Origin of the sequence: Sphingorhabdus sp. (assembly GCF_050921905.1) — a bacterium.
Taxonomy (GTDB): domain Bacteria; phylum Pseudomonadota; class Alphaproteobacteria; order Sphingomonadales; family Sphingomonadaceae; genus Sphingorhabdus_B.
The window spans coordinates 691,493-707,694 of record NZ_CP050888.1 but is presented as its reverse complement, the minus strand read 5'-3'; the positions used below and the strand labels follow the sequence as shown (position 1 = coordinate 707,694).

21 protein-coding genes are annotated in these 16,202 nt (G+C 55.6%); 8 read left to right on the top strand and 13 right to left on the bottom strand.

All coding sequences use genetic code 11. The features are described from left to right. Positions 1-996: a tRNA dihydrouridine synthase DusB gene (dusB, locus tag HEQ18_RS03455; RefSeq protein ID WP_432815525.1), complete on the bottom strand. Its 996-nt coding sequence runs from the start codon at positions 994-996 to the stop codon at positions 1-3. 82 nt (positions 997-1,078) lie between these two features. Between dusB and HEQ18_RS03450 the strand changes: the two genes are divergently transcribed. Together HEQ18_RS03450 and HEQ18_RS03445 are read left to right on the top strand one after the other, a co-directional pair. After that, positions 1,079-2,221 carry a bifunctional 2-C-methyl-D-erythritol 4-phosphate cytidylyltransferase/2-C-methyl-D-erythritol 2,4-cyclodiphosphate synthase gene (locus HEQ18_RS03450; protein WP_432815524.1) on the top strand — a complete coding sequence of 381 codons (1,143 nt, stop codon included), beginning with the start codon at positions 1,079-1,081 and terminating at the stop codon, positions 2,219-2,221. 2 nt (positions 2,222-2,223) lie between these two features. After that, on the top strand, positions 2,224-2,736 hold the full coding sequence (locus tag HEQ18_RS03445; protein WP_432815523.1) for a CinA family protein: 513 nt from the start codon (positions 2,224-2,226) through the stop codon (positions 2,734-2,736). On the opposite strand, the gene HEQ18_RS03440 is transcribed toward HEQ18_RS03445, so the two are convergent. Together HEQ18_RS03440 and lipA are read right to left on the bottom strand one after the other, a co-directional pair. Further along, a complete protein-coding gene (locus tag HEQ18_RS03440; RefSeq protein WP_432815522.1) occupies positions 2,700-3,158 on the bottom strand; it encodes a type II toxin-antitoxin system RatA family toxin in 459 nt (152 codons plus the stop codon). The genes HEQ18_RS03445 and HEQ18_RS03440 overlap by 37 nt on opposite strands. 15 nt (positions 3,159-3,173) lie before the next feature. Then, positions 3,174-4,100 carry a lipoyl synthase gene (gene lipA / locus HEQ18_RS03435; RefSeq protein WP_432815521.1) on the bottom strand — a complete coding sequence of 309 codons (927 nt, stop codon included), beginning with the start codon at positions 4,098-4,100 and terminating at the stop codon, positions 3,174-3,176. 99 nt (positions 4,101-4,199) lie between these two features. Here lipA and HEQ18_RS03430 point away from each other — a divergent pair, with 99 nt between their 5' ends. Genes HEQ18_RS03430 through HEQ18_RS03415 form a run of 4 tightly spaced genes read left to right on the top strand, consistent with a single transcriptional unit; the run spans position 4,200 to position 6,718 of the window. Continuing rightward, positions 4,200-5,153, top strand: coding sequence for a sodium-dependent bicarbonate transport family permease (locus HEQ18_RS03430; RefSeq protein ID WP_432815520.1), 954 nt, complete (start codon positions 4,200-4,202; stop codon positions 5,151-5,153). Positions 5,154-5,157: 4 nt separating this feature from the next. Further along, the gene (locus tag HEQ18_RS03425) at positions 5,158-5,469 is read left to right on the top strand and encodes a P-II family nitrogen regulator (RefSeq protein ID WP_397605380.1); all 312 of its coding nucleotides are present in this window, start codon (positions 5,158-5,160) and stop codon (positions 5,467-5,469) included. Then, positions 5,469-6,092, top strand: coding sequence for a carbonic anhydrase (locus tag HEQ18_RS03420; RefSeq protein ID WP_432815519.1), 624 nt, complete (start codon positions 5,469-5,471; stop codon positions 6,090-6,092). The genes HEQ18_RS03425 and HEQ18_RS03420 overlap by 1 nt, the downstream gene beginning before the upstream one ends. Beyond that, entirely contained in the window at positions 6,089-6,718 is a 630-nt protein-coding gene (locus tag HEQ18_RS03415; protein WP_432815518.1) for a pyridoxamine 5'-phosphate oxidase family protein, read from the top strand. Before HEQ18_RS03420 ends, HEQ18_RS03415 begins: the two co-directional genes overlap by 4 nt. Positions 6,719-6,786: 68 nt before the next feature. Here HEQ18_RS03415 and ettA read toward each other — a convergent pair whose 3' ends face one another. Next, positions 6,787-8,466: an energy-dependent translational throttle protein EttA gene (gene ettA, locus HEQ18_RS03410; protein ID WP_432815517.1), complete on the bottom strand. Its 1,680-nt coding sequence runs from the start codon at positions 8,464-8,466 to the stop codon at positions 6,787-6,789. Positions 8,467-8,579: 113 nt separating this feature from the next. Between ettA and HEQ18_RS03405 the strand changes: the two genes are divergently transcribed. Together HEQ18_RS03405 and HEQ18_RS03400 are read left to right on the top strand one after the other, a co-directional pair. Then, complete coding sequence (locus HEQ18_RS03405; RefSeq protein ID WP_432815516.1) at positions 8,580-9,977, top strand: M28 family peptidase; 1,398 nt, start codon at positions 8,580-8,582, stop codon at positions 9,975-9,977. Continuing rightward, complete coding sequence (locus HEQ18_RS03400; RefSeq protein WP_397605375.1) at positions 9,974-10,216, top strand: hypothetical protein; 243 nt, start codon at positions 9,974-9,976, stop codon at positions 10,214-10,216. The genes HEQ18_RS03405 and HEQ18_RS03400 overlap by 4 nt, the downstream gene beginning before the upstream one ends. Positions 10,217-10,225: 9 nt before the next feature. On the opposite strand, the gene HEQ18_RS03395 is transcribed toward HEQ18_RS03400, so the two are convergent. The 9 genes from HEQ18_RS03395 to gspG are packed head-to-tail and all read right to left on the bottom strand — an operon-like array spanning position 10,226 to position 16,200. Beyond that, entirely contained in the window at positions 10,226-10,987 is a 762-nt protein-coding gene (locus HEQ18_RS03395; RefSeq protein WP_432815515.1) for a prepilin peptidase, read from the bottom strand. A 26-nt stretch (positions 10,988-11,013) separates the two neighbouring features. Continuing rightward, complete coding sequence (gspN, locus tag HEQ18_RS03390) at positions 11,014-11,709, bottom strand: type II secretion system protein N (protein WP_432815514.1); 696 nt, start codon at positions 11,707-11,709, stop codon at positions 11,014-11,016. After that, entirely contained in the window at positions 11,706-12,185 is a 480-nt protein-coding gene (gspM, locus tag HEQ18_RS03385) for a type II secretion system protein GspM (RefSeq protein ID WP_432815513.1), read from the bottom strand. The genes gspN and gspM overlap by 4 nt, the downstream gene beginning before the upstream one ends. After that, entirely contained in the window at positions 12,182-13,267 is a 1,086-nt protein-coding gene (locus HEQ18_RS03380; RefSeq protein ID WP_432815512.1) for a hypothetical protein, read from the bottom strand. Before HEQ18_RS03380 ends, gspM begins: the two co-directional genes overlap by 4 nt. Further along, a complete protein-coding gene (gene gspK / locus HEQ18_RS03375) occupies positions 13,264-14,250 on the bottom strand; it encodes a type II secretion system minor pseudopilin GspK (protein ID WP_432815511.1) in 987 nt (328 codons plus the stop codon). Before gspK ends, HEQ18_RS03380 begins: the two co-directional genes overlap by 4 nt. Continuing rightward, complete coding sequence (gspJ, locus tag HEQ18_RS03370; protein ID WP_432815510.1) at positions 14,247-14,891, bottom strand: type II secretion system minor pseudopilin GspJ; 645 nt, start codon at positions 14,889-14,891, stop codon at positions 14,247-14,249. Before gspJ ends, gspK begins: the two co-directional genes overlap by 4 nt. Then, positions 14,888-15,271: a type II secretion system minor pseudopilin GspI gene (gene gspI, locus HEQ18_RS03365; protein WP_432815509.1), complete on the bottom strand. Its 384-nt coding sequence runs from the start codon at positions 15,269-15,271 to the stop codon at positions 14,888-14,890. The genes gspJ and gspI overlap by 4 nt, the downstream gene beginning before the upstream one ends. Next, complete coding sequence (locus HEQ18_RS03360; RefSeq protein WP_432815508.1) at positions 15,261-15,755, bottom strand: GspH/FimT family pseudopilin; 495 nt, start codon at positions 15,753-15,755, stop codon at positions 15,261-15,263. Before HEQ18_RS03360 ends, gspI begins: the two co-directional genes overlap by 11 nt. After that, positions 15,727-16,200: a type II secretion system major pseudopilin GspG gene (gspG, locus tag HEQ18_RS03355; protein ID WP_397605366.1), complete on the bottom strand. Its 474-nt coding sequence runs from the start codon at positions 16,198-16,200 to the stop codon at positions 15,727-15,729. Before gspG ends, HEQ18_RS03360 begins: the two co-directional genes overlap by 29 nt. Between the last annotated feature and the right edge of the window lie 2 nt (positions 16,201-16,202).

The following is a 16,202-nucleotide window of genomic DNA, read 5'->3' as shown; positions in this document are numbered from 1 at the left end:
TCAGGCCGCCGACTTGATCAGGAACGGTTCATAAAAGTGCGTCAATTCGTCGATCACGACATTTGGATCGTCAATACGGTTCATAAAGTTTCTGAACTCTGCTGACCCGTTCAGTCCCTTGGTATACCAGCCAATATGCTTGCGTGCGATACGCACCCCGACTTCGCTGCCATAATGGTCAAGCATGGCGCGATAATGGTTCATGATAAGACGAAACTGCGTATCGATATTCGGGTCATCAATGGTCTGTCCGGTCCGAAACCAGTGCATCATTTGGCCAAGCAACCATGGCTTACCATAAGCGCCTCGGCCAACCATGACACCATCTGCGCCGCTCTGCACCAAAGCAGTTTGCGCGTCTTCAATATTGCAGATGTCGCCATTTACGATGACAGGCAATGATACCGCGTCTTTCACCTTACGCACAAAGCCCCAGTCAGCGGAGCCTTTGTACATCTGGTTCCGCGTTCGTCCGTGCACGGTGATCATTTTTGCACCCAGATCCTCGGCAATATGCGCAAGTTCAGGCGCATTCAGGCTTCCGTGATCCCAACCCATGCGCATTTTGACAGTCACAGGCACCGACACGGCCTTCACCGTTGCCGCAATCAAGCTCGCGGCCAAGGGCAAATCACGCATCAGCGCAGAGCCGGCGTCGCCATTAACAACCTTTTTAACCGGGCACCCCATGTTGATGTCGATAATGGCCGCACCGCGTTCTTCATTCAGCTTGGCCGCCTCGCCCATTTCATAAGGGGTGCAACCGGCAAGCTGCATCGACACGGGCTCCTCAATGGCGTCCCATTCGCATTTTTGGATGCTTTGCCGCGTCTCACGGATCATCGCTTGGCTGGCGATCATCTCGGTGACGTTCAAGCCGGAGCCAAACTCACGCACAATTTTGCGGAACGGCATATCGGTCACGCCAGTCATAGGCGCCAATATGACGGGACAATCAATTTTGATGTTGCCGATATGGATGGGTTTCAGTTGCATCTTCAAACACTGCCTAAAATTTAGGCAGGCCGTTACCCGCTTTCAGCTTGGCGGGCAAGTCTGCTGTCGCTAGAGCGCCCAAATGGCATCTCGACCAACCATCGTTGCACTCATCGTCGCCGCAGGCTCAGGTAGCCGCGTGGGCGGCGCGCAGCCAAAGCAGTTTCGCCTCGTGCGCGGCAAGCCTATGCTGTGGCACAGCTATGCGACATTGGCGGCGCACCCTGCCATTGACCAAGTCTATGTGGTGGTTGGTGCGGGCCAAGAAGCAGAGGCGGTAGCTGCGTTAGCAGATCTCAAAGAACCTATCCTTCTACAAGGCGGGCTGACACGCCGCGAAAGCGTCTATTTGGGGTTAAAGGCGATTGCCACTGAGCAAACGGTTGACCAGGTGTTGATCCATGACGCTGCACGGCCCTTCCTTCCTGCTAACGTCATCAACGACCTGTTGGACGCATTGTCGCTTGCGCCCGGTGCTGTCCCCGCCCTCCCCGTCGTTGACAGCCTTTCACGCGGCACGGATATACTGTCCGAAACCGTCGCACGCGAAAATCTATGGCGTATTCAAACGCCACAGGCTTTTGCTTTTCAGGACATTTATGCGGCCCACCAAAGCTGGACGGGCGCAGAACCAACTGACGATGCACGCATGCTCATGGCGCAGGGAAGCGACGTGCGTATCGTGCCGGGCGCGGAGGCGCTCAATAAATTTACCTTCTCAAGCGATTTTGCAGGAAACAGCATGCCCACATTCCGAAGCGGAAATGGTTTTGACGTCCACCGCCTGGTGCCAGGCGCCGAATTATGGCTATGCGGCGTGCTGATCCCCCATGACAGGGGTCTTGATGGCCATAGCGATGCCGATGTTGCCATGCATGCGCTGACCGACGCCATATTGGGGGCCATTGCCAAGGGAGACATTGGCGATCATTTCCCACCAAGCGACCCGCAATGGCGCGGTGCGTCGTCCGATCGGTTCCTTGCGCATGCCATAAAGCTAGCGCGCGCAGATGGCTTTGAGCTGTCAAATGCCGATGTTACAATTATCTGCGAACAGCCAAAGGTCGGGCCCTTCCGGGGAAAAATGCGCGAACGGCTGGCAGAAATAATGTCTGTTGATGTGGATCGCATATCGGTAAAGGCAACAACAACCGAAATGCTTGGTTTTACTGGTCGCGGCGAAGGCATCGCCGCGCAAGCGACCGCAAATTTTGAGAAAATCTGAATATGGACACCGTCTTACCCACCGAGATTGCCGAGCTGGCCGCGCGCGTTGTTGCCGAAAACAAAGCTGCGGGACGAATGGTCGCAATCGCGGAAAGCTGCACCGGCGGCCTTGTCGCAGCCGCGATCACCGAAGTTCCGGGCAGCAGCGCTGTCCTTGGCTATGGCTTTGTTACCTATAGTAATGACGCGAAGATTAAGCTTCTGGGCGTAAATGAAGACATCATCGATGCATTCGGCGCTGTATCCGTCGGCGTCGCATGGGCCATGGCGCAAGGTGCGCTGAAAAAAAGCGGCGCGGACGTCGCCGTCGCGATAAGCGGTGTGGCCGGCCCAGACGGCGGGACCGCCAGCAAACCCGTTGGCACCGTAGTTTTTGCAGTAGCGGTCAAAGGTCAAAACCCGGAAGAGGTGGTGGGGGATCACAAATCTTTTGGCTCAGACAAAAGTCGCGCTGATATCCGTGCCTTTGCAACGCTTCATGCGTTGGAGTTGTTGCTTCCGCCAGCACCATAAAGCGCGTCGGCACGTTCAACAAACGCCGTTGTCATCTTGCGGAGAGCCGAATCAAAAAACTGACCGGCCAGCGCCTCAAACACGCGGTTACGGAACGAGAATTCGACGGTAAAGTCGACAATTGAGCCGCCGCCTTCGACATCCTCGAACGTCCAAGCATTGTGTAAGTGCTTCATGGGGCCATCGAGATAATCAACGATGATCGATGATTTAGGGGTCTTCAGCACGCGACTGCTGAACGTTTCCCGAAGCGATTTGAACCCGACAATCATGTCCGCCAGCATTTCGCTCTCTTCATCCTTCCGGATACGGATGGCACTGACCCAAGGCAGAAATTCAGGATAGCGGCTGACGTCCGCCACCAAATCATACATTTGCGCCGCATTATGCGGCAGGCTGCGGCGTTCATGGTGGTGCGGCATGTGTGAACGAAACCCTTAGCGCACCTTGGCGAGTTGCGCCGCACGTGCGTCGCGCATCTTGGCGAAATCATCACCCGCATGATAACTGGACCGGGTCAGTGGACTTGCCGCAACCAATAAAAAACCCTTGGCACGCGCAATGGCGGCATAAGCGTCGAATGCACTTGGCGTAACAAAATCCATAACCTTGGCATGCTTTGGCGTTGGCTGCAGATATTGGCCCATCGTCAGGAAATCAATGTCCGCGCTGCGCATGTCGTCCATCACCTGATGCACCTCCATCCGTCCTTCGCCCAGCCCGAGCATCACGCCAGACTTCGTAAAAATCGACGGATCGTGTCGCTTAACCGTTTCCAACAAACGCAGCGAAGCGTAATAACGCGCGCCGGGCCGAATGGTCGGATACAGGCGCGGGACAGTTTCCAGATTGTGATTATACACATCGGGGCGGGCTGTAACGATTGCCTCAATCGCCGCCTGCGCCTTGTTGCGGAAATCGGGCGTTAGGATTTCGATTGTGGTGTTAGGCGTATTGCGCCGCAATGCCTCAATCACCTTTACAAACTGGCTTGCGCCACCGTCGGGCAGATCGTCTCGGTCAACAGACGTAATAACGATATGCTCAAGGCCCATCTTGGCCGCAGCAATCGCCACATGCTCCGGCTCAAGCGGGTCAACCGCCCGCGGCATACCGGTTTTCACGTTACAAAATGCGCAAGCCCTTGTGCACACATCGCCCAGTATCATCACGGTGGCGTGTTTCTTGGTCCAGCATTCGCCGATATTGGGGCAGGCCGCTTCTTCACACACGGTGTTCAAATTGAGATCACGCATCAAGCGGCGCGTTTCATTAAACCCGGCACTGGTCGGTGCTTTAACCCTGATCCAGTCGGGCTTGCGTTCCCTAACCGGGCGTTCGGGCATATTGATCGGAGCGTTCATGTTGATCGGAGCGTTCATGAAGCTCGAATAGACGTAGCGCGCCATCTTGCCAACTGCAACTTGCCTGCTATGGGTTGCAAAATTCGCAAAGGGGCCAAGATGATAGTTGATACCCTTACTTCGCCGGTGATCCTGTTTTTTGTACTCGGCTTTATTGCTGCTATTCTCAAATCCGACCTTACTATTCCAGAGGCGTTCGCCAAGGCGATGTCTATCTATTTGATGGCCGCAATCGGCTTGAAAGGCGGGGTTGAGGTATCCAAGAGCGGAATCACCACAGAAGTCATGGTTGCTGCTGCCGCTGGCCTTGCTTTAAGCTTCCTTTTGCCTGTTCTTGCTTTTGCATTGTTACGCGGCATCGGCAAATTGTCGAAAGTCGACGCGGGCGCGGTTGCCGCGCATTATGGTTCGGTCAGCGTCGTTACCTTTGTAACCGCTATAGAATTGCTAACCGGCGAAGGCTTAAGCCCGGCAGGATATATGGTCGCTGTTCTGGCGCTGATGGAGACGCCAGCCATTATAACAGGCCTGATGCTCGCCCGCCGGGGTGACACAAGCTCTGGTGAAAGCAACGCGACGCCATGGCATGAGGTGCTTACCAATGCCTCGGTGATGTTGCTGGTCGGCAGCTTCGTCATTGGCGCGATTGCCGGAAGCGACGGGTTCGCAGCCGTCAAGCCGCTGTTCGATACCGGCTTTCGCGGTGTATTGTGCCTGTTCCTTCTGGATATGGGCCTGATTGCGGCACGCCGCCTCGTTCAATCGCGCAAGATGACGTTGCGGCTAGTTTTCTTGGCGATTTTGTTACCCTTGGTAAACGGCACAATTGGCACCGTCGTTGGAACGGTCATTGGCCTTGATGTTGCTTCAGCAGCGGCGCTTGGCATATTGGCGGCAAGCGCTTCCTACATCGCGGTTCCGGCGGCAATGCGCCTTGCCCTGCCCCAGGCTGACCCGGGCATTTATCTCAGCATGTCACTCGGCGTCACTTTTCCGTTCAACATCATCTTTGGCATCAGTATCTTCGCTGCCCTTGCCCAAGCTTTAGGATGACCTAATGATACAAACCGTCCCGCGTAAACGTATTGAAATCCTGGTCGATACGCCGCTTGTCCCGCGTATTGTCAGCAAGTTGAAAGCCGTGGACATTTCAGGATGGAGCCTCATTCACGTGGACTCTGGCGGTGGACGTGCGGGCGAATGGCAGCATGACGACGTCACGGGTGCCAGTGCTAAGACCATCGTGCTGGCCATCGCGTCAGACACAAAGACGGAACAGCTAATTGACGCAATTGCCCCCTTGCTGGATAGCTATGGCATGTTGTTAACCGTCGGCGACGTTCAAGTTGTCCGAGGAGAGCGTTTCTAATGCCTGAGTTTGGCGTCTTGGTTGACGGATATCGTCGCTTCAAATCGGACGCGTATGTGCGGCAAAAGGCGCGCTATGACGCGCTCGCAAGCGACGGACAGTCACCGCCAATCATGGTCATCTCCTGCTGCGATAGCCGGGTCGACCCTGCGACGGTATTTGATACCACCCCGGGCCAGGTTTTCGCATTGCGCAATGTGGCGAACCTAGTTCCGCCCTATGAAACCGGCGGCGGGTTGCACGGGGTATCTGCGGCAATCGAATTTGGTGTTTTGGGCCTTGAGGTGCGTCATATCGTCGTTCTTGGGCACGCGCAATGTGGCGGCATTAAAGCATCATTGGAGGGCGGCGACCTGGGACACGCCGGGTATAGCTTCATCGATAGCTGGGTGGATATTGTCCGCCCTGCCCGCGACAAGGTGCTGGCATCCGCGTCGCAAGACCCGCAACGCGATCTGGAGTTGGAGGCGATCCGCGTCAGCCTCGCCAACCTGCGAAGTTTTCCCTTTATTGCGGCACGCGAACAATCGGAGCAATTAAAGCTACACGGTGCCTATTTTGGCATATCCGACGGTAATCTTTACGTTCTAAATAATGAGAACGACAGTTTTGAGGTACAATGAACGATCCCGTCAGCTTCCCCGCTTATTATGATGATCTCGCGTTAAGTTTTGAAGAAGCATGGAGCCTTATCGACGCTGGTGTGACCAATCGCAACAGCCCGTCTCATATGCCCGCAGTGGCCACTGTCGATGCGTTGGGGATGCCGCAATTGCGGATCATGATATTGCGCGATGTCTCGCGAGATGCACGCACGCTGCGGTTTCATACCGACTCGCGTTCGACAAAAGCGGAACAACTGCGTCAGAATCCGGCGACCAGCGTGTTGATCTATGACCCGGCGGCAAAGGTTCAAATCCGGATGTCGGGAAAAACACATTTCACGGCCACAGGCGACCTTGCCGACATGGCTTGGTCGGCATCAACGCCATTTGCACGGCGTTGTTACATGGCCGAGGCTTCTCCAGGAACACCCTTGGCTGAACCTTCGTCAGGTTTGCCCGATTGGATCGCGGGCAAACAACCTGAAGAAAATCATCTGGCGGGCTATCGCGCTAATTTTGCGGCTTTGTTGGTTGAGGTTGATACAATCGAATGGCTGTATCTTGCCAATTCCGGCCACCGGCGTGCGCGCTGGCAATGGGACGCATTGCAAAATTCATGGGCGGGTCGCTGGCTTATCCCATAAGGCCACATATCCTCGTCACCTGAACTTCTGTTAAAACCGGTGACGAGGCGTGTGATTTCATGCCATCATCAACGTGTCATCTTCTTGTATGTTGCACGGTGCGGACGCGTGGCTTCGTCGCCAAGGCGGGCAATCTTGTCTTCTTCATAAGATTCAAAGTTGCCCTCAAACCATTCGACATGGCTGTCACCTTCAAAAGCCAATATGTGCGTGGCCAAACGGTCAAGGAAGAAGCGGTCATGGCTGATGACCACGGCGCAACCGGCGAAGCTTTCCAGCGCTTCTTCAAGAGCCGACAGCGTTTCGACGTCCAAATCATTGGTCGGTTCATCGAGCAGAAGCACGTTTCCGCCTTCTTTCAACATCTTTGCCATGTGTACGCGGTTGCGTTCACCGCCGGACAACAGGCCAACCTTTTTCTGCTGGTCCGTGCCCTTGAAATTGAACGCCCCGACATATGCGCGGGTTGGCGTTTCATGCTTGCCCAGCTTCATAAAGTCCGCGCCGCCGGAGATTTCCTCCCACACATTTTTGTTGGGGTCCAAGTCATCGCGGCTTTGGTCGACAAAGCCAAGCTTCACGGTTTCGCCGATTTCCACTTCACCGGAATCCGGCACTTCCTGACCCGTAATCAGACGGAAAAGTGTTGATTTACCTGCGCCGTTTGGCCCAATAACGCCAACAATTCCGCCCTGCGGGATGGTGAAGGACAGATTTTCGAACAATAATTTATCACCATAGGCCTTGGTGACATGCTTAACCTCGATAACCTTGCTGCCAAGGCGCTCGGGGATTTGGATGACGATCTGTGCCTTGCCGGGGGTGCGGTTTTCTTGCGCCTCAACCAATTGGTCGAAGGATTTGATACGCGCTTTGGATTTTGTCTGACGCGCCTTGGGGCTTTGCCGAATCCACTCCAGCTCGTCCTTGATAGCCTTCTGACGCCCCGCATCTTCACGCGATTCCTGCTCGAGGCGCTTGCCCTTCTTCTCAAGATAGGTCGAATAATTGCCTTCATAGACAAAATAGCGACCACGATCGAGCTCGAGTATCCAGCTCACCACATTATCGAGGAAGTAGCGGTCGTGGGTTACGAGGATGACGTTGCCCTTATAGTCGACTAAATGCTTTTCCAGCCACGCCACCGATTCCGCGTCAAGGTGGTTGGTAGGTTCATCGAGCAACAGGATGTCAGGCTTTTCAAGTAACAATCTAGTAAGCGCGATCCGGCGCTTTTCACCGCCCGAAAGGCTGGTCACAGAGCTATCGCCGGGCGGGCACCGCAGCGCGTCCATGGCCAATTCAAGCTGGCTATCCAGAGACCAACCATCGACGGCATCAATCTTTTCCTGAAGTGCCCCCATTTCTTCCATCAATGCGTCAAAATCGGCATCTTCGGGCGGGTCGCCCATGATCGTTGAAATTTCGTTAAAGCGATCGACCAAATCCGCCACCGGACGCACGCCATCCATGACGTTTTCACGCACCGTTTTGTTGGGGTCCAGCTCAGGCTCCTGCGCCAGATAACCAACGCGGATATGTTCTCCGGGCCATGCTTCTCCTGTAAATTCGGTGTCCATGCCCGCCATGATTTTCATCAGTGTCGACTTACCCGTGCCGTTTGGTCCGACGATGCCAATCTTTGCATCCGGGTAGAATTGCAGATTGATATTGTTGAGCACCGGTTTGTTCGCGCCGGGGAAGGTTTTGGTCATTCCCTTCATTACGTAGCTATATTGCGCTGCCATGGGGATCGGTTCCTGTGTTGCGTTACTTTGATTTGGCCGCTTCCCTAGCTATCCGCAGCTTTCCTCGCAAGGCGGGATTGCAAAACTGCACGATCCGATTAAGCCTGCGCGTTATGAAGAAAAATTTAGCTCTGTTCGCCGCAGCTTCCACGCTGTTCCTCACATCGTCAATCGCCATTGCCGCGCCTAATAGCACGAAGCCGGTTTCTGTCGCAGAATTGCGCGACAAGGCGCTAAAATCCGACGACATCGCTTATGACATCGTAGAGGGCCTCACGACCGAGATTGGCCAAAGGCAGGCTGGCACGGAGGCAGAGGCGCGCGCGCGGATATGGTCGGTAAACAAATTAAAGGCGTTGGGCTTCGAAAATGTCCGCGTTGAAGAATATCAGATGCCGACATGGGTGCGCGGCGAAGAGACCGCTGAAATCACCGTGCCATTTCCCCAGAAGTTGGCAGTTGCCGCATTGGGCAATAGCGGCAGCACCGGCGAGGCGGGATTGGATGCGGAGATCGTCTATTTCCCGACCATCGACGACTTGCGCGCTGCGCCAGACGGCAGCCTGAAAGGCAAGATCGCCTTTGTCAGCCACAATATGAGGGCAACGCAGGACGGTAGCAGTTATGGCGCATTTGGCCCTGCCCGCTTTGTCGGGCCTAATATTGCTGCCAAGAAAGGCGCGGCGGCCATCGTCATCCGCTCCATCGGCACCGACTATCACCGCAACCCGCATACCGGGAACACCAATTTCGAACCTGGCGTCACCCCTATTCCGGCAGGCGCATTGTCCATTCCCGACGCGGAGAACCTTGAACGGATGATTGCGCGCGGGAAGCCTGTGCGCATGAAGTTGAAGCTTACCCCGCAGAATATAGGCATGCAGACCTCGGGCAATGTGCTGGCCGAAGTGATCGGGTCCAACCCGAAATTGCCGATTATCGTCATTGCATGCCATCTGGATAGCTGGGACCTTGGCACGGGCGCGATTGATGACGCGGCGGGTTGCGGCATCATCGGTGCGGCCGCCAAGCATCTGAAGTCCATGGGCCAACCAAAGCGCACCGTGCGCTTACTTTGGGCCGGGGCTGAAGAAGTCGGCATCTGGGGTGGCCGTGACTATGGAGCGAAGCACGCCAACGAACCGCATGCTTTGGCCATGGAATCCGACTTCGGTGCAGGCAAAATCTGGGCTGTGGATTTCCGCTTAGCTGAAAGTGCAAATGAGGTGCGTACGCAGATCGTTTCGGCGCTTGCACCCTTGGGCGTGGTCCCCCGCCGAGAACTGGCGGGCGGCGGCGCGGACATCGGCGCAATCATCGAAGCACAAAAACTTGGTATCGTGGACTTGCAGCAAGATGGAACAAAATATTTCGACCTCCACCACACGCCGGATGATACGTTGGACAAGGTCGATAAGGCCGAATTGCGTCAAAACGTGGCCGCTTGGGTGGTAACTTTGGCCTATCTGGCAAATTATGAGGGCGAACTAAAGCCGGAACCAGCGCAATGAAGAAAGCTGTTTTACTGATATCTGCGTTGGCCATGCTTGCGGCTTGCAATGATACGACGGCAACGCCCGATACTGCAAACGCTGAGGGGGGTATGCCTGCAACCTCGCAACAAGATGAAGTGGCCAAACAAAAGCTGACTATCGAACAAGCCGCCGAAGAAGCCACAAAGTTGATTGAAGCCGACGCAAAGGCCGAAATAGAGACTGCAACGCCCGCACCCGCCGAACCTGCACAATAATCTGAAGCGCTAGGCCGACTGGCCGTCCAGCAGCAAGACAATCAAAAAGGCAGCCATTCCCAAATACGCCCCGAAAGGTAGCTGTCGGGCGCTCTTTTTGGATAGCGTATAGGCAGCCGCGACAAACAGAAACCCGAAGATAGTTGCCAAAAGCAAAGTTATCGGCAGACCCTGCCAACCGAGCCAGAGCCCAATGGCTCCGAACAATTTGGGGTCGCCTCCACCCATGCCTTCGACGTTGCGCAGCTTTCGAAAGACCTGCCGGATCGCTTCCAATGCAAGAAATCCGAAAATACCACCCAAAATGCGGTCGGGCCAGCCAGTCTCAGGCTTCAGAAACGGGCCAACGCAGACACCCGCCAATGCCAGTGCCAAAACCAGTCGATTGGGCAACCACAGTTTCTGATAATCGAGGATGACGAGCGGTAGCAGCACCCAACCGAACACCGCCGCCGCCACGGCTTGACCACCCGAAAAGAATAAGACTGCGCATAGGCCAATCGCGGCGGAGACGAGTTCAATATAGAGTGCGCTTATTCCTATGGATTGCCCACAGTATCGGCATTTGCCGCGAAGCCATAGATAAGACAATATCGGCACGAGGTCTTTAGCCCCAAGCGTCGTTTGGCAATGGTCACAATGCGACCGGCCGTCCGATACCCGTTCCCCGCGTGGCCAGCGACTGCATAAGGCCACAACAAAGCTACCCCAGATTGCGCCGAATATCATGGCAAGCATAAGTTGATACCAAAAGGGCAAAGCGAATATCATATCGCCCAATGACGTCAGGAACGCGCTCAGAACCGGCCCTTTTGGTCCAGGCGGTAACCACCCGCAACTGGCCGGAACCCGGCAATGTTCAACACCGCCGCCTGGTCGCCACGGTCGGCATCAAGCGTAACCGCCACGGTATAAGAACCGTCCGCAGACAAACGGATGTCCGTCCGCTCCATTGCGGATTGGCTGACCAAGGGCAGCAATAATTGTGCACCGTCGCAGCGGGGTTGACCAAGCATCCCATTCTGTAAGTTAAGTCCCGGCATCGTGTCGGACAAAGTCAGCCGGACTTGCCCGCCAGCATCCATACACTTGCCAGCAGCAAAGCGCGCAGAAAAGCCCTCAAACTGAATATTTTCGGCAGGAAACGGAGCGAACAGCGCACCTACTGGCAAAGTAGCGGACAGATTGTTGACCGACACACCACTTATGCCGCGTGATACAGACCCGGTTATGCCAGGCACATATTGCGCGTTGCCCCGAGACAGCAATATCTCTACCCGGCCCATAAATAATGGGGATAACAACAAACGTGCATTGACGTCGCCCAACGGCAATTTGCCAAGGCGCAGGTCGCGGATGGACCCGTCCCAAATGATACCATCAACCTTGCGTGCGGTTACCCCGTCGCCAGCGACGATGGTCCGCAAGGGCATGAATAATATCGTCGCGACAGCCAAAGCTGCGACCGAAGCAATGACGAAGCGCCGCTTCATGGCGCGTTCATCTGCAACTGCGCATCCACCGTTACGGTGCTGTTCGCGCCGGGTCGTAAGGCGACACTGCGCACAGCAACATTCTGGCCCTCAAGCTCGGTCAGCCACGCGAGCAACGCTGGCGCCCGTGCTTGATCAATCCGGAAGCTGATTTGTCCTGGTGCACCATTGGCCGATTTAACGAGATCGAACCCGTTTTCTGCCGCATTTTGGACAATCAACAGGTCAATATCCGCCGTTGCTGAAGAGCGCGGCCCTGTCTGCTGCTTCTGCGTTGCATCCACCGTGGCGATTATGCGCCCGCGCCGCTGCACCGCCTCGTCATGATCTATCTTTGATTGATCAATGGTTGACAGGACGGGAAGTAAAATTCCAAAAATCGCCACCACAAAAGTGGTCAATGCGCCCGCGACACCAACGAGCCATTGCTCGCGCCGCGTCAGCGCAGCAAACCATAAGCGTATCGCCGCCATCATGGCATCCTCACAGTCATATCAACCAATGTGGCGCCGCTTGTGTCTTGCCGCGCTGTTGCCGTAATGCGGAACCCATCTTGTTGAATGGTCACAAGAGCCTTGTTGATGTTATCTGCGGTGGGTGCCGCCAGAACAACGGTCAATATGCCGTCGGGCGTATATCGCAATTCCCGCACGGACACATTCGGTGAAGCCTTCACACTGCGCCACAAGGCCGCAGAAAGCGGCGCAAAGCTGCTTTGCGTTTTGCCCTGACGATTAAGCGACGCGGCCAGCATGCTTTCGGCCTGATCGATATCCTGGATAGCCGGATCAATCTTCTGTGCCGCAGCCAATGCGGCGTCATTTTCAGACGCAGTTGCAGTCCAATATTTCGCCAAGGTCGCAATAGTGAGCATCATTGTCACGATAAGGAGCGCGGTCAGAAGTCGCCGCACCCAAATCTTTTGCTCTGTGGTCATCCAATTTGCGCGCTCCCGCTTTGCGAAGTTGCCTTCACGCAAATTGAGCAATGGCGCCGTGCTGGCGGAAAGCAGCATGGACCGAAGGGAGTCGGCATCAATATTTTCTACTTGCGCGTCGCCAATGAACAGATCGCGCAACACGGCTTCGTCAGGTATCGCAAATCGCGCACCGCGCAGGACGCACAGGCCGTTCATTTCGGCCCTGAACACGCCATCCGAATGGGTACGCACCAATGATGCAAAGGGCAGGACAATGTCGGGGTTTAGCCCGCACGCGCCAAGCCTATCCAACCCGCGCTGCATAACCTCCGACGCGATTGTCGCTGTGGCAACAACATCGTCATAATCTGCGCCAGCGCTGATGTGCACAAGACCAAGCGATTGTTCGGTTGCACGCAGTTTCGCGACGGTTTCGGCCTGACGCCCTTGCACATCGGTCAGCGTGAACCAGTGACACCGAACATCTTCAGGCGCGACAAGCGCCATGACAGTCACGTCGTCAAGCGTCGGCACGAAGTTGGAAAGCGCACCTGCATCCTGCCAGACGCCCTCGATGACCCGAAATACCGACGGGTCGTCCCGCTCAGATGTGGGGAATCGCGTAATGACCAATGTCATTCCTCTTCCCCCCAACTGCGCCAGACAACGCGCGCAGGCGCGGGCGACGCGACAATCATCGACTGTCCTGCAAGCTTAAGTTCGCCAAAGGACACTATTGTGTTCAAAAGGAAGTAATTGCTCGTCAGTTTTACCTGCCCTTGAACCAGAGGAGACGGTTCTAGGGCGGCAATTTCAGGCGCCGCCCAGAATCGAATGAGGCTGCCATAGCCATTAGATGGCCGCTTGGCGAGATAGCTGCGCGCTAAGGTCAAATTCATCTTGCCGGGCGGGAATAGCATCGCCAACAACGGAGCTTGCTCGGGTAGCAAAGTGTTGACGTTCAACGGCGATAAAACCGGATCGGGCAGCGCACAAATCCAATCCTGCAACTTGGCATAAATAGCAGGGGTTACGCCCTCGACCGCGCGCAACTCGCTTGGATGGGCATAAAGCCTGTTCGCCGTAAGATAAGGGGTCGCTGCTGAACGATAGCCATCGTCCTCGACGCTATTTGGTAAAGGCGTGATGTCGCTGTCCGCCCAGTCGGCTGCCGCCGCAACAACAACACGCGCCGTGTTTTCGTTCGTGCCCAACACCACCAATAAAGACGTCATCTGGCCTTGGCCCGTCGCACTGGCCAAGTATCGGCCGTCATTTTCGGTCACCAAGCTGTTGAGATTGAAACAATTGCCAGCATCACGCACGGCAGCGGTGGCAGACCCTATCGGAACCGGAATGGCTTGCGCTTTGCCCAGCCAATCCCCCGATAACGTCGTTTGCGCGGCATCGCGGGCAACAAGGTCCTCAATACGCGCAACGGCAATCGCCTCGGCCGCGTATGTAAACATCCGCGCCTGGGCCAGCGCATTGCCATTGGCCGACAATTTGTTCGATAAACGTAACCGGTCAAGCGTCGTTGCCGCAATAACAGCCAGCACCGCCACCATAAGTAAGACCGACAGCAACGCCGCGCCGCGTTCCGAAGGCTTTTGCGGCATCATTCGGCTGCGCCTTTTTCAACGCTCGGAAGTGCAACACGTGTTTGCGGCCCAACCAGAAAAAGCATGCGTTGTGCAGGCTTACCGACCAAATTGACGTTTAAGGCAACAGCGCGCGGCAAAGCATCCGCATCGGCCGCAGTCCAATCATCGCGCCAAGCACCGGTATTATCGCGAAATTCGACCTTTGCAGAGGCTACATCCTCCAACAAGACCGCAGCGTCTGTGGGGGCTGTTCCGTCGAGCATGGGCCAACTTAGACGCTTGAGCGCCCCACCTTCCAACACATAAGCCACGCGTTGCAGCCCTGCCCTCGGCGCATCATCAAAGTTGGACCACCCGGCCCGGACAAAGCCAAATAGCGCGCCGGGAACGCTTTCCTCTCCTTGGGTGAAGGTAGGGACAGGTTGGCCCGATTGATCTCGCACAGGACGCGCGATCGCCTGCGCCAGATCGCCTTCCAGACCATTGGCCAAGCGATGCGACAATGCCATTTCTTCAAGACGCTTTTTTACCGCAATTTGGGTATCGCTGCCGGAACGTAGAAGCATGACACCAGCCACCGAAATGAGTGCAAAAATCGCAAGCGCCACGAGCAATTCGATAAGCGTAAACCCGGCCTCTGAATGTCGCAATTCGGTCATTGTTCAACGGGCCTAGCAATTGTCATCTGGGCCTTACGGATTGCCGCGTTGCCAGTTCCGACCACGTTGATCTCGACAATCACCAAACGGCTGTCATCGGTCGGACGCGTTGTCGCCATCCACTTCCAATTTTGACCGCCGTTTAATTCTTCGCCGCGCGTTTCTCCGAGAGTTGGCGGCGCGGGGTTGGACAATATTTCCACGGCTACGTTCCGCGCCACTTGCCATGCCATATTGCTATCGCCCAGATTGGATGTCGAGCGTACCGAATATCCCTGCAAGCGCACCATCGCTAAGGCCGCGAGGCTGAAAATGGCCAAAGCAACCATGATTTCCAATAGCGTGAAGCCATTGCGCGGCAATGAAGGCTTAACGGACAACGCGAATATCCCCGGTAGCAGCGATCTTTAGCGTGACCGTTACATTGTCATGTTTGATCGCGAAATTGGCGGCGCTTGACGGCAGGCCAGTGCTGTCGAAGGCAATCCGCATTTGTCGCGCCCCGGACATCTGAACCGTTGTGCCACGTTTCCAGTCGGTTGTTGAAAATGGGGCTTCGGACAACGGAACCCAGTTCCCATCATTGCGCGCTTCAAAGCCATATCCCGACGGACGCACGGTCACAGCCATATTGCGCGATTGCAATATGGCATTATCGCGCAAGGCGGCAATACGGGCGGCAAATTGCTCTGCCTCATCCCGCACACCGCGCTCAGGCGAGCGTACGGTCATAACAACGGCCGTGCTTGCAATGCCGATGATGAACAATACCACCATCAGCTCCACTAAGCTGAAGCCGCGCGCATTACCCTGAACGATTTTACGGACGGACGGCTTAGTCGCCGTAGATGTCGGCATCGTCATTCTCACCGCCAGGTGCGCCATCGGCACCCAGCGAATAGATGTCAAAGGCGCCGTTCTTTCCAGGCATGCTATACTGATAGGGGCGGTTCCAAGGGTCCATAGGCAGTTTCTTGATATAGCCTTCACTCCGCGCGCCGGTCGTCGGCGGCGTGACCAATGCCTGCAGCCCTGCACCTGCATCAGGGTAGGTCAGATTATCAAGCCGATAGGTTTCCATAGCCTGTCCCAAAACTGCGATATCTGCCCGTGCCTTTTGCACCATGGCCTTGTCTTGGTTCGGTAGCACGTTGATGGCCACGACCGTCGTCAGCAGCGCCAAAATGAACAAAGTCACCATCATTTCAACTAAGGTGAAACCGTTGCGTTGCGCCTGAACTGCCTTGCGGCGGAACCTGACGGGTGCGCGGCTGGTATCAGTCAAAAGATTAAAAATTAGGCGAAGCATGT

Coding starts and splice junctions, on each gene's coding strand:
- gspJ (WP_432815510.1), bottom strand. CDS start 14,891: ATGACCGAATTGCGACATTCAGAGGCCGGGTTTACGCTTATCGAATTG.
- HEQ18_RS03430 (WP_432815520.1), top strand. CDS start 4,200: ATGATAGTTGATACCCTTACTTCGCCGGTGATCCTGTTTTTTGTACTC.
- HEQ18_RS03450 (WP_432815524.1), top strand. CDS start 1,079: ATGGCATCTCGACCAACCATCGTTGCACTCATCGTCGCCGCAGGCTCA.
- gspK (WP_432815511.1), bottom strand. CDS start 14,250: ATGATGCCGCAAAAGCCTTCGGAACGCGGCGCGGCGTTGCTGTCGGTC.
- HEQ18_RS03400 (WP_397605375.1), top strand. CDS start 9,974: ATGAAGAAAGCTGTTTTACTGATATCTGCGTTGGCCATGCTTGCGGCT.
- HEQ18_RS03445 (WP_432815523.1), top strand. CDS start 2,224: ATGGACACCGTCTTACCCACCGAGATTGCCGAGCTGGCCGCGCGCGTT.
- HEQ18_RS03395 (WP_432815515.1), bottom strand. CDS start 10,987: ATGATATTCGCTTTGCCCTTTTGGTATCAACTTATGCTTGCCATGATA.
- HEQ18_RS03420 (WP_432815519.1), top strand. CDS start 5,469: ATGCCTGAGTTTGGCGTCTTGGTTGACGGATATCGTCGCTTCAAATCG.
- HEQ18_RS03440 (WP_432815522.1), bottom strand. CDS start 3,158: ATGCCGCACCACCATGAACGCCGCAGCCTGCCGCATAATGCGGCGCAA.
- gspM (WP_432815513.1), bottom strand. CDS start 12,185: ATGATGGCGGCGATACGCTTATGGTTTGCTGCGCTGACGCGGCGCGAG.
- gspN (WP_432815514.1), bottom strand. CDS start 11,709: ATGAAGCGGCGCTTCGTCATTGCTTCGGTCGCAGCTTTGGCTGTCGCG.
- HEQ18_RS03360 (WP_432815508.1), bottom strand. CDS start 15,755: ATGACGATGCCGACATCTACGGCGACTAAGCCGTCCGTCCGTAAAATC.
- ettA (WP_432815517.1), bottom strand. CDS start 8,466: ATGGCAGCGCAATATAGCTACGTAATGAAGGGAATGACCAAAACCTTC.
- gspG (WP_397605366.1), bottom strand. CDS start 16,200: ATGCTTCGCCTAATTTTTAATCTTTTGACTGATACCAGCCGCGCACCC.
- HEQ18_RS03425 (WP_397605380.1), top strand. CDS start 5,158: ATGATACAAACCGTCCCGCGTAAACGTATTGAAATCCTGGTCGATACG.
- lipA (WP_432815521.1), bottom strand. CDS start 4,100: ATGAACGCTCCGATCAATATGCCCGAACGCCCGGTTAGGGAACGCAAG.
- HEQ18_RS03405 (WP_432815516.1), top strand. CDS start 8,580: ATGAAGAAAAATTTAGCTCTGTTCGCCGCAGCTTCCACGCTGTTCCTC.
- dusB (WP_432815525.1), bottom strand. CDS start 996: ATGCAACTGAAACCCATCCATATCGGCAACATCAAAATTGATTGTCCC.
- HEQ18_RS03380 (WP_432815512.1), bottom strand. CDS start 13,267: ATGACATTGGTCATTACGCGATTCCCCACATCTGAGCGGGACGACCCG.
- HEQ18_RS03415 (WP_432815518.1), top strand. CDS start 6,089: ATGAACGATCCCGTCAGCTTCCCCGCTTATTATGATGATCTCGCGTTA.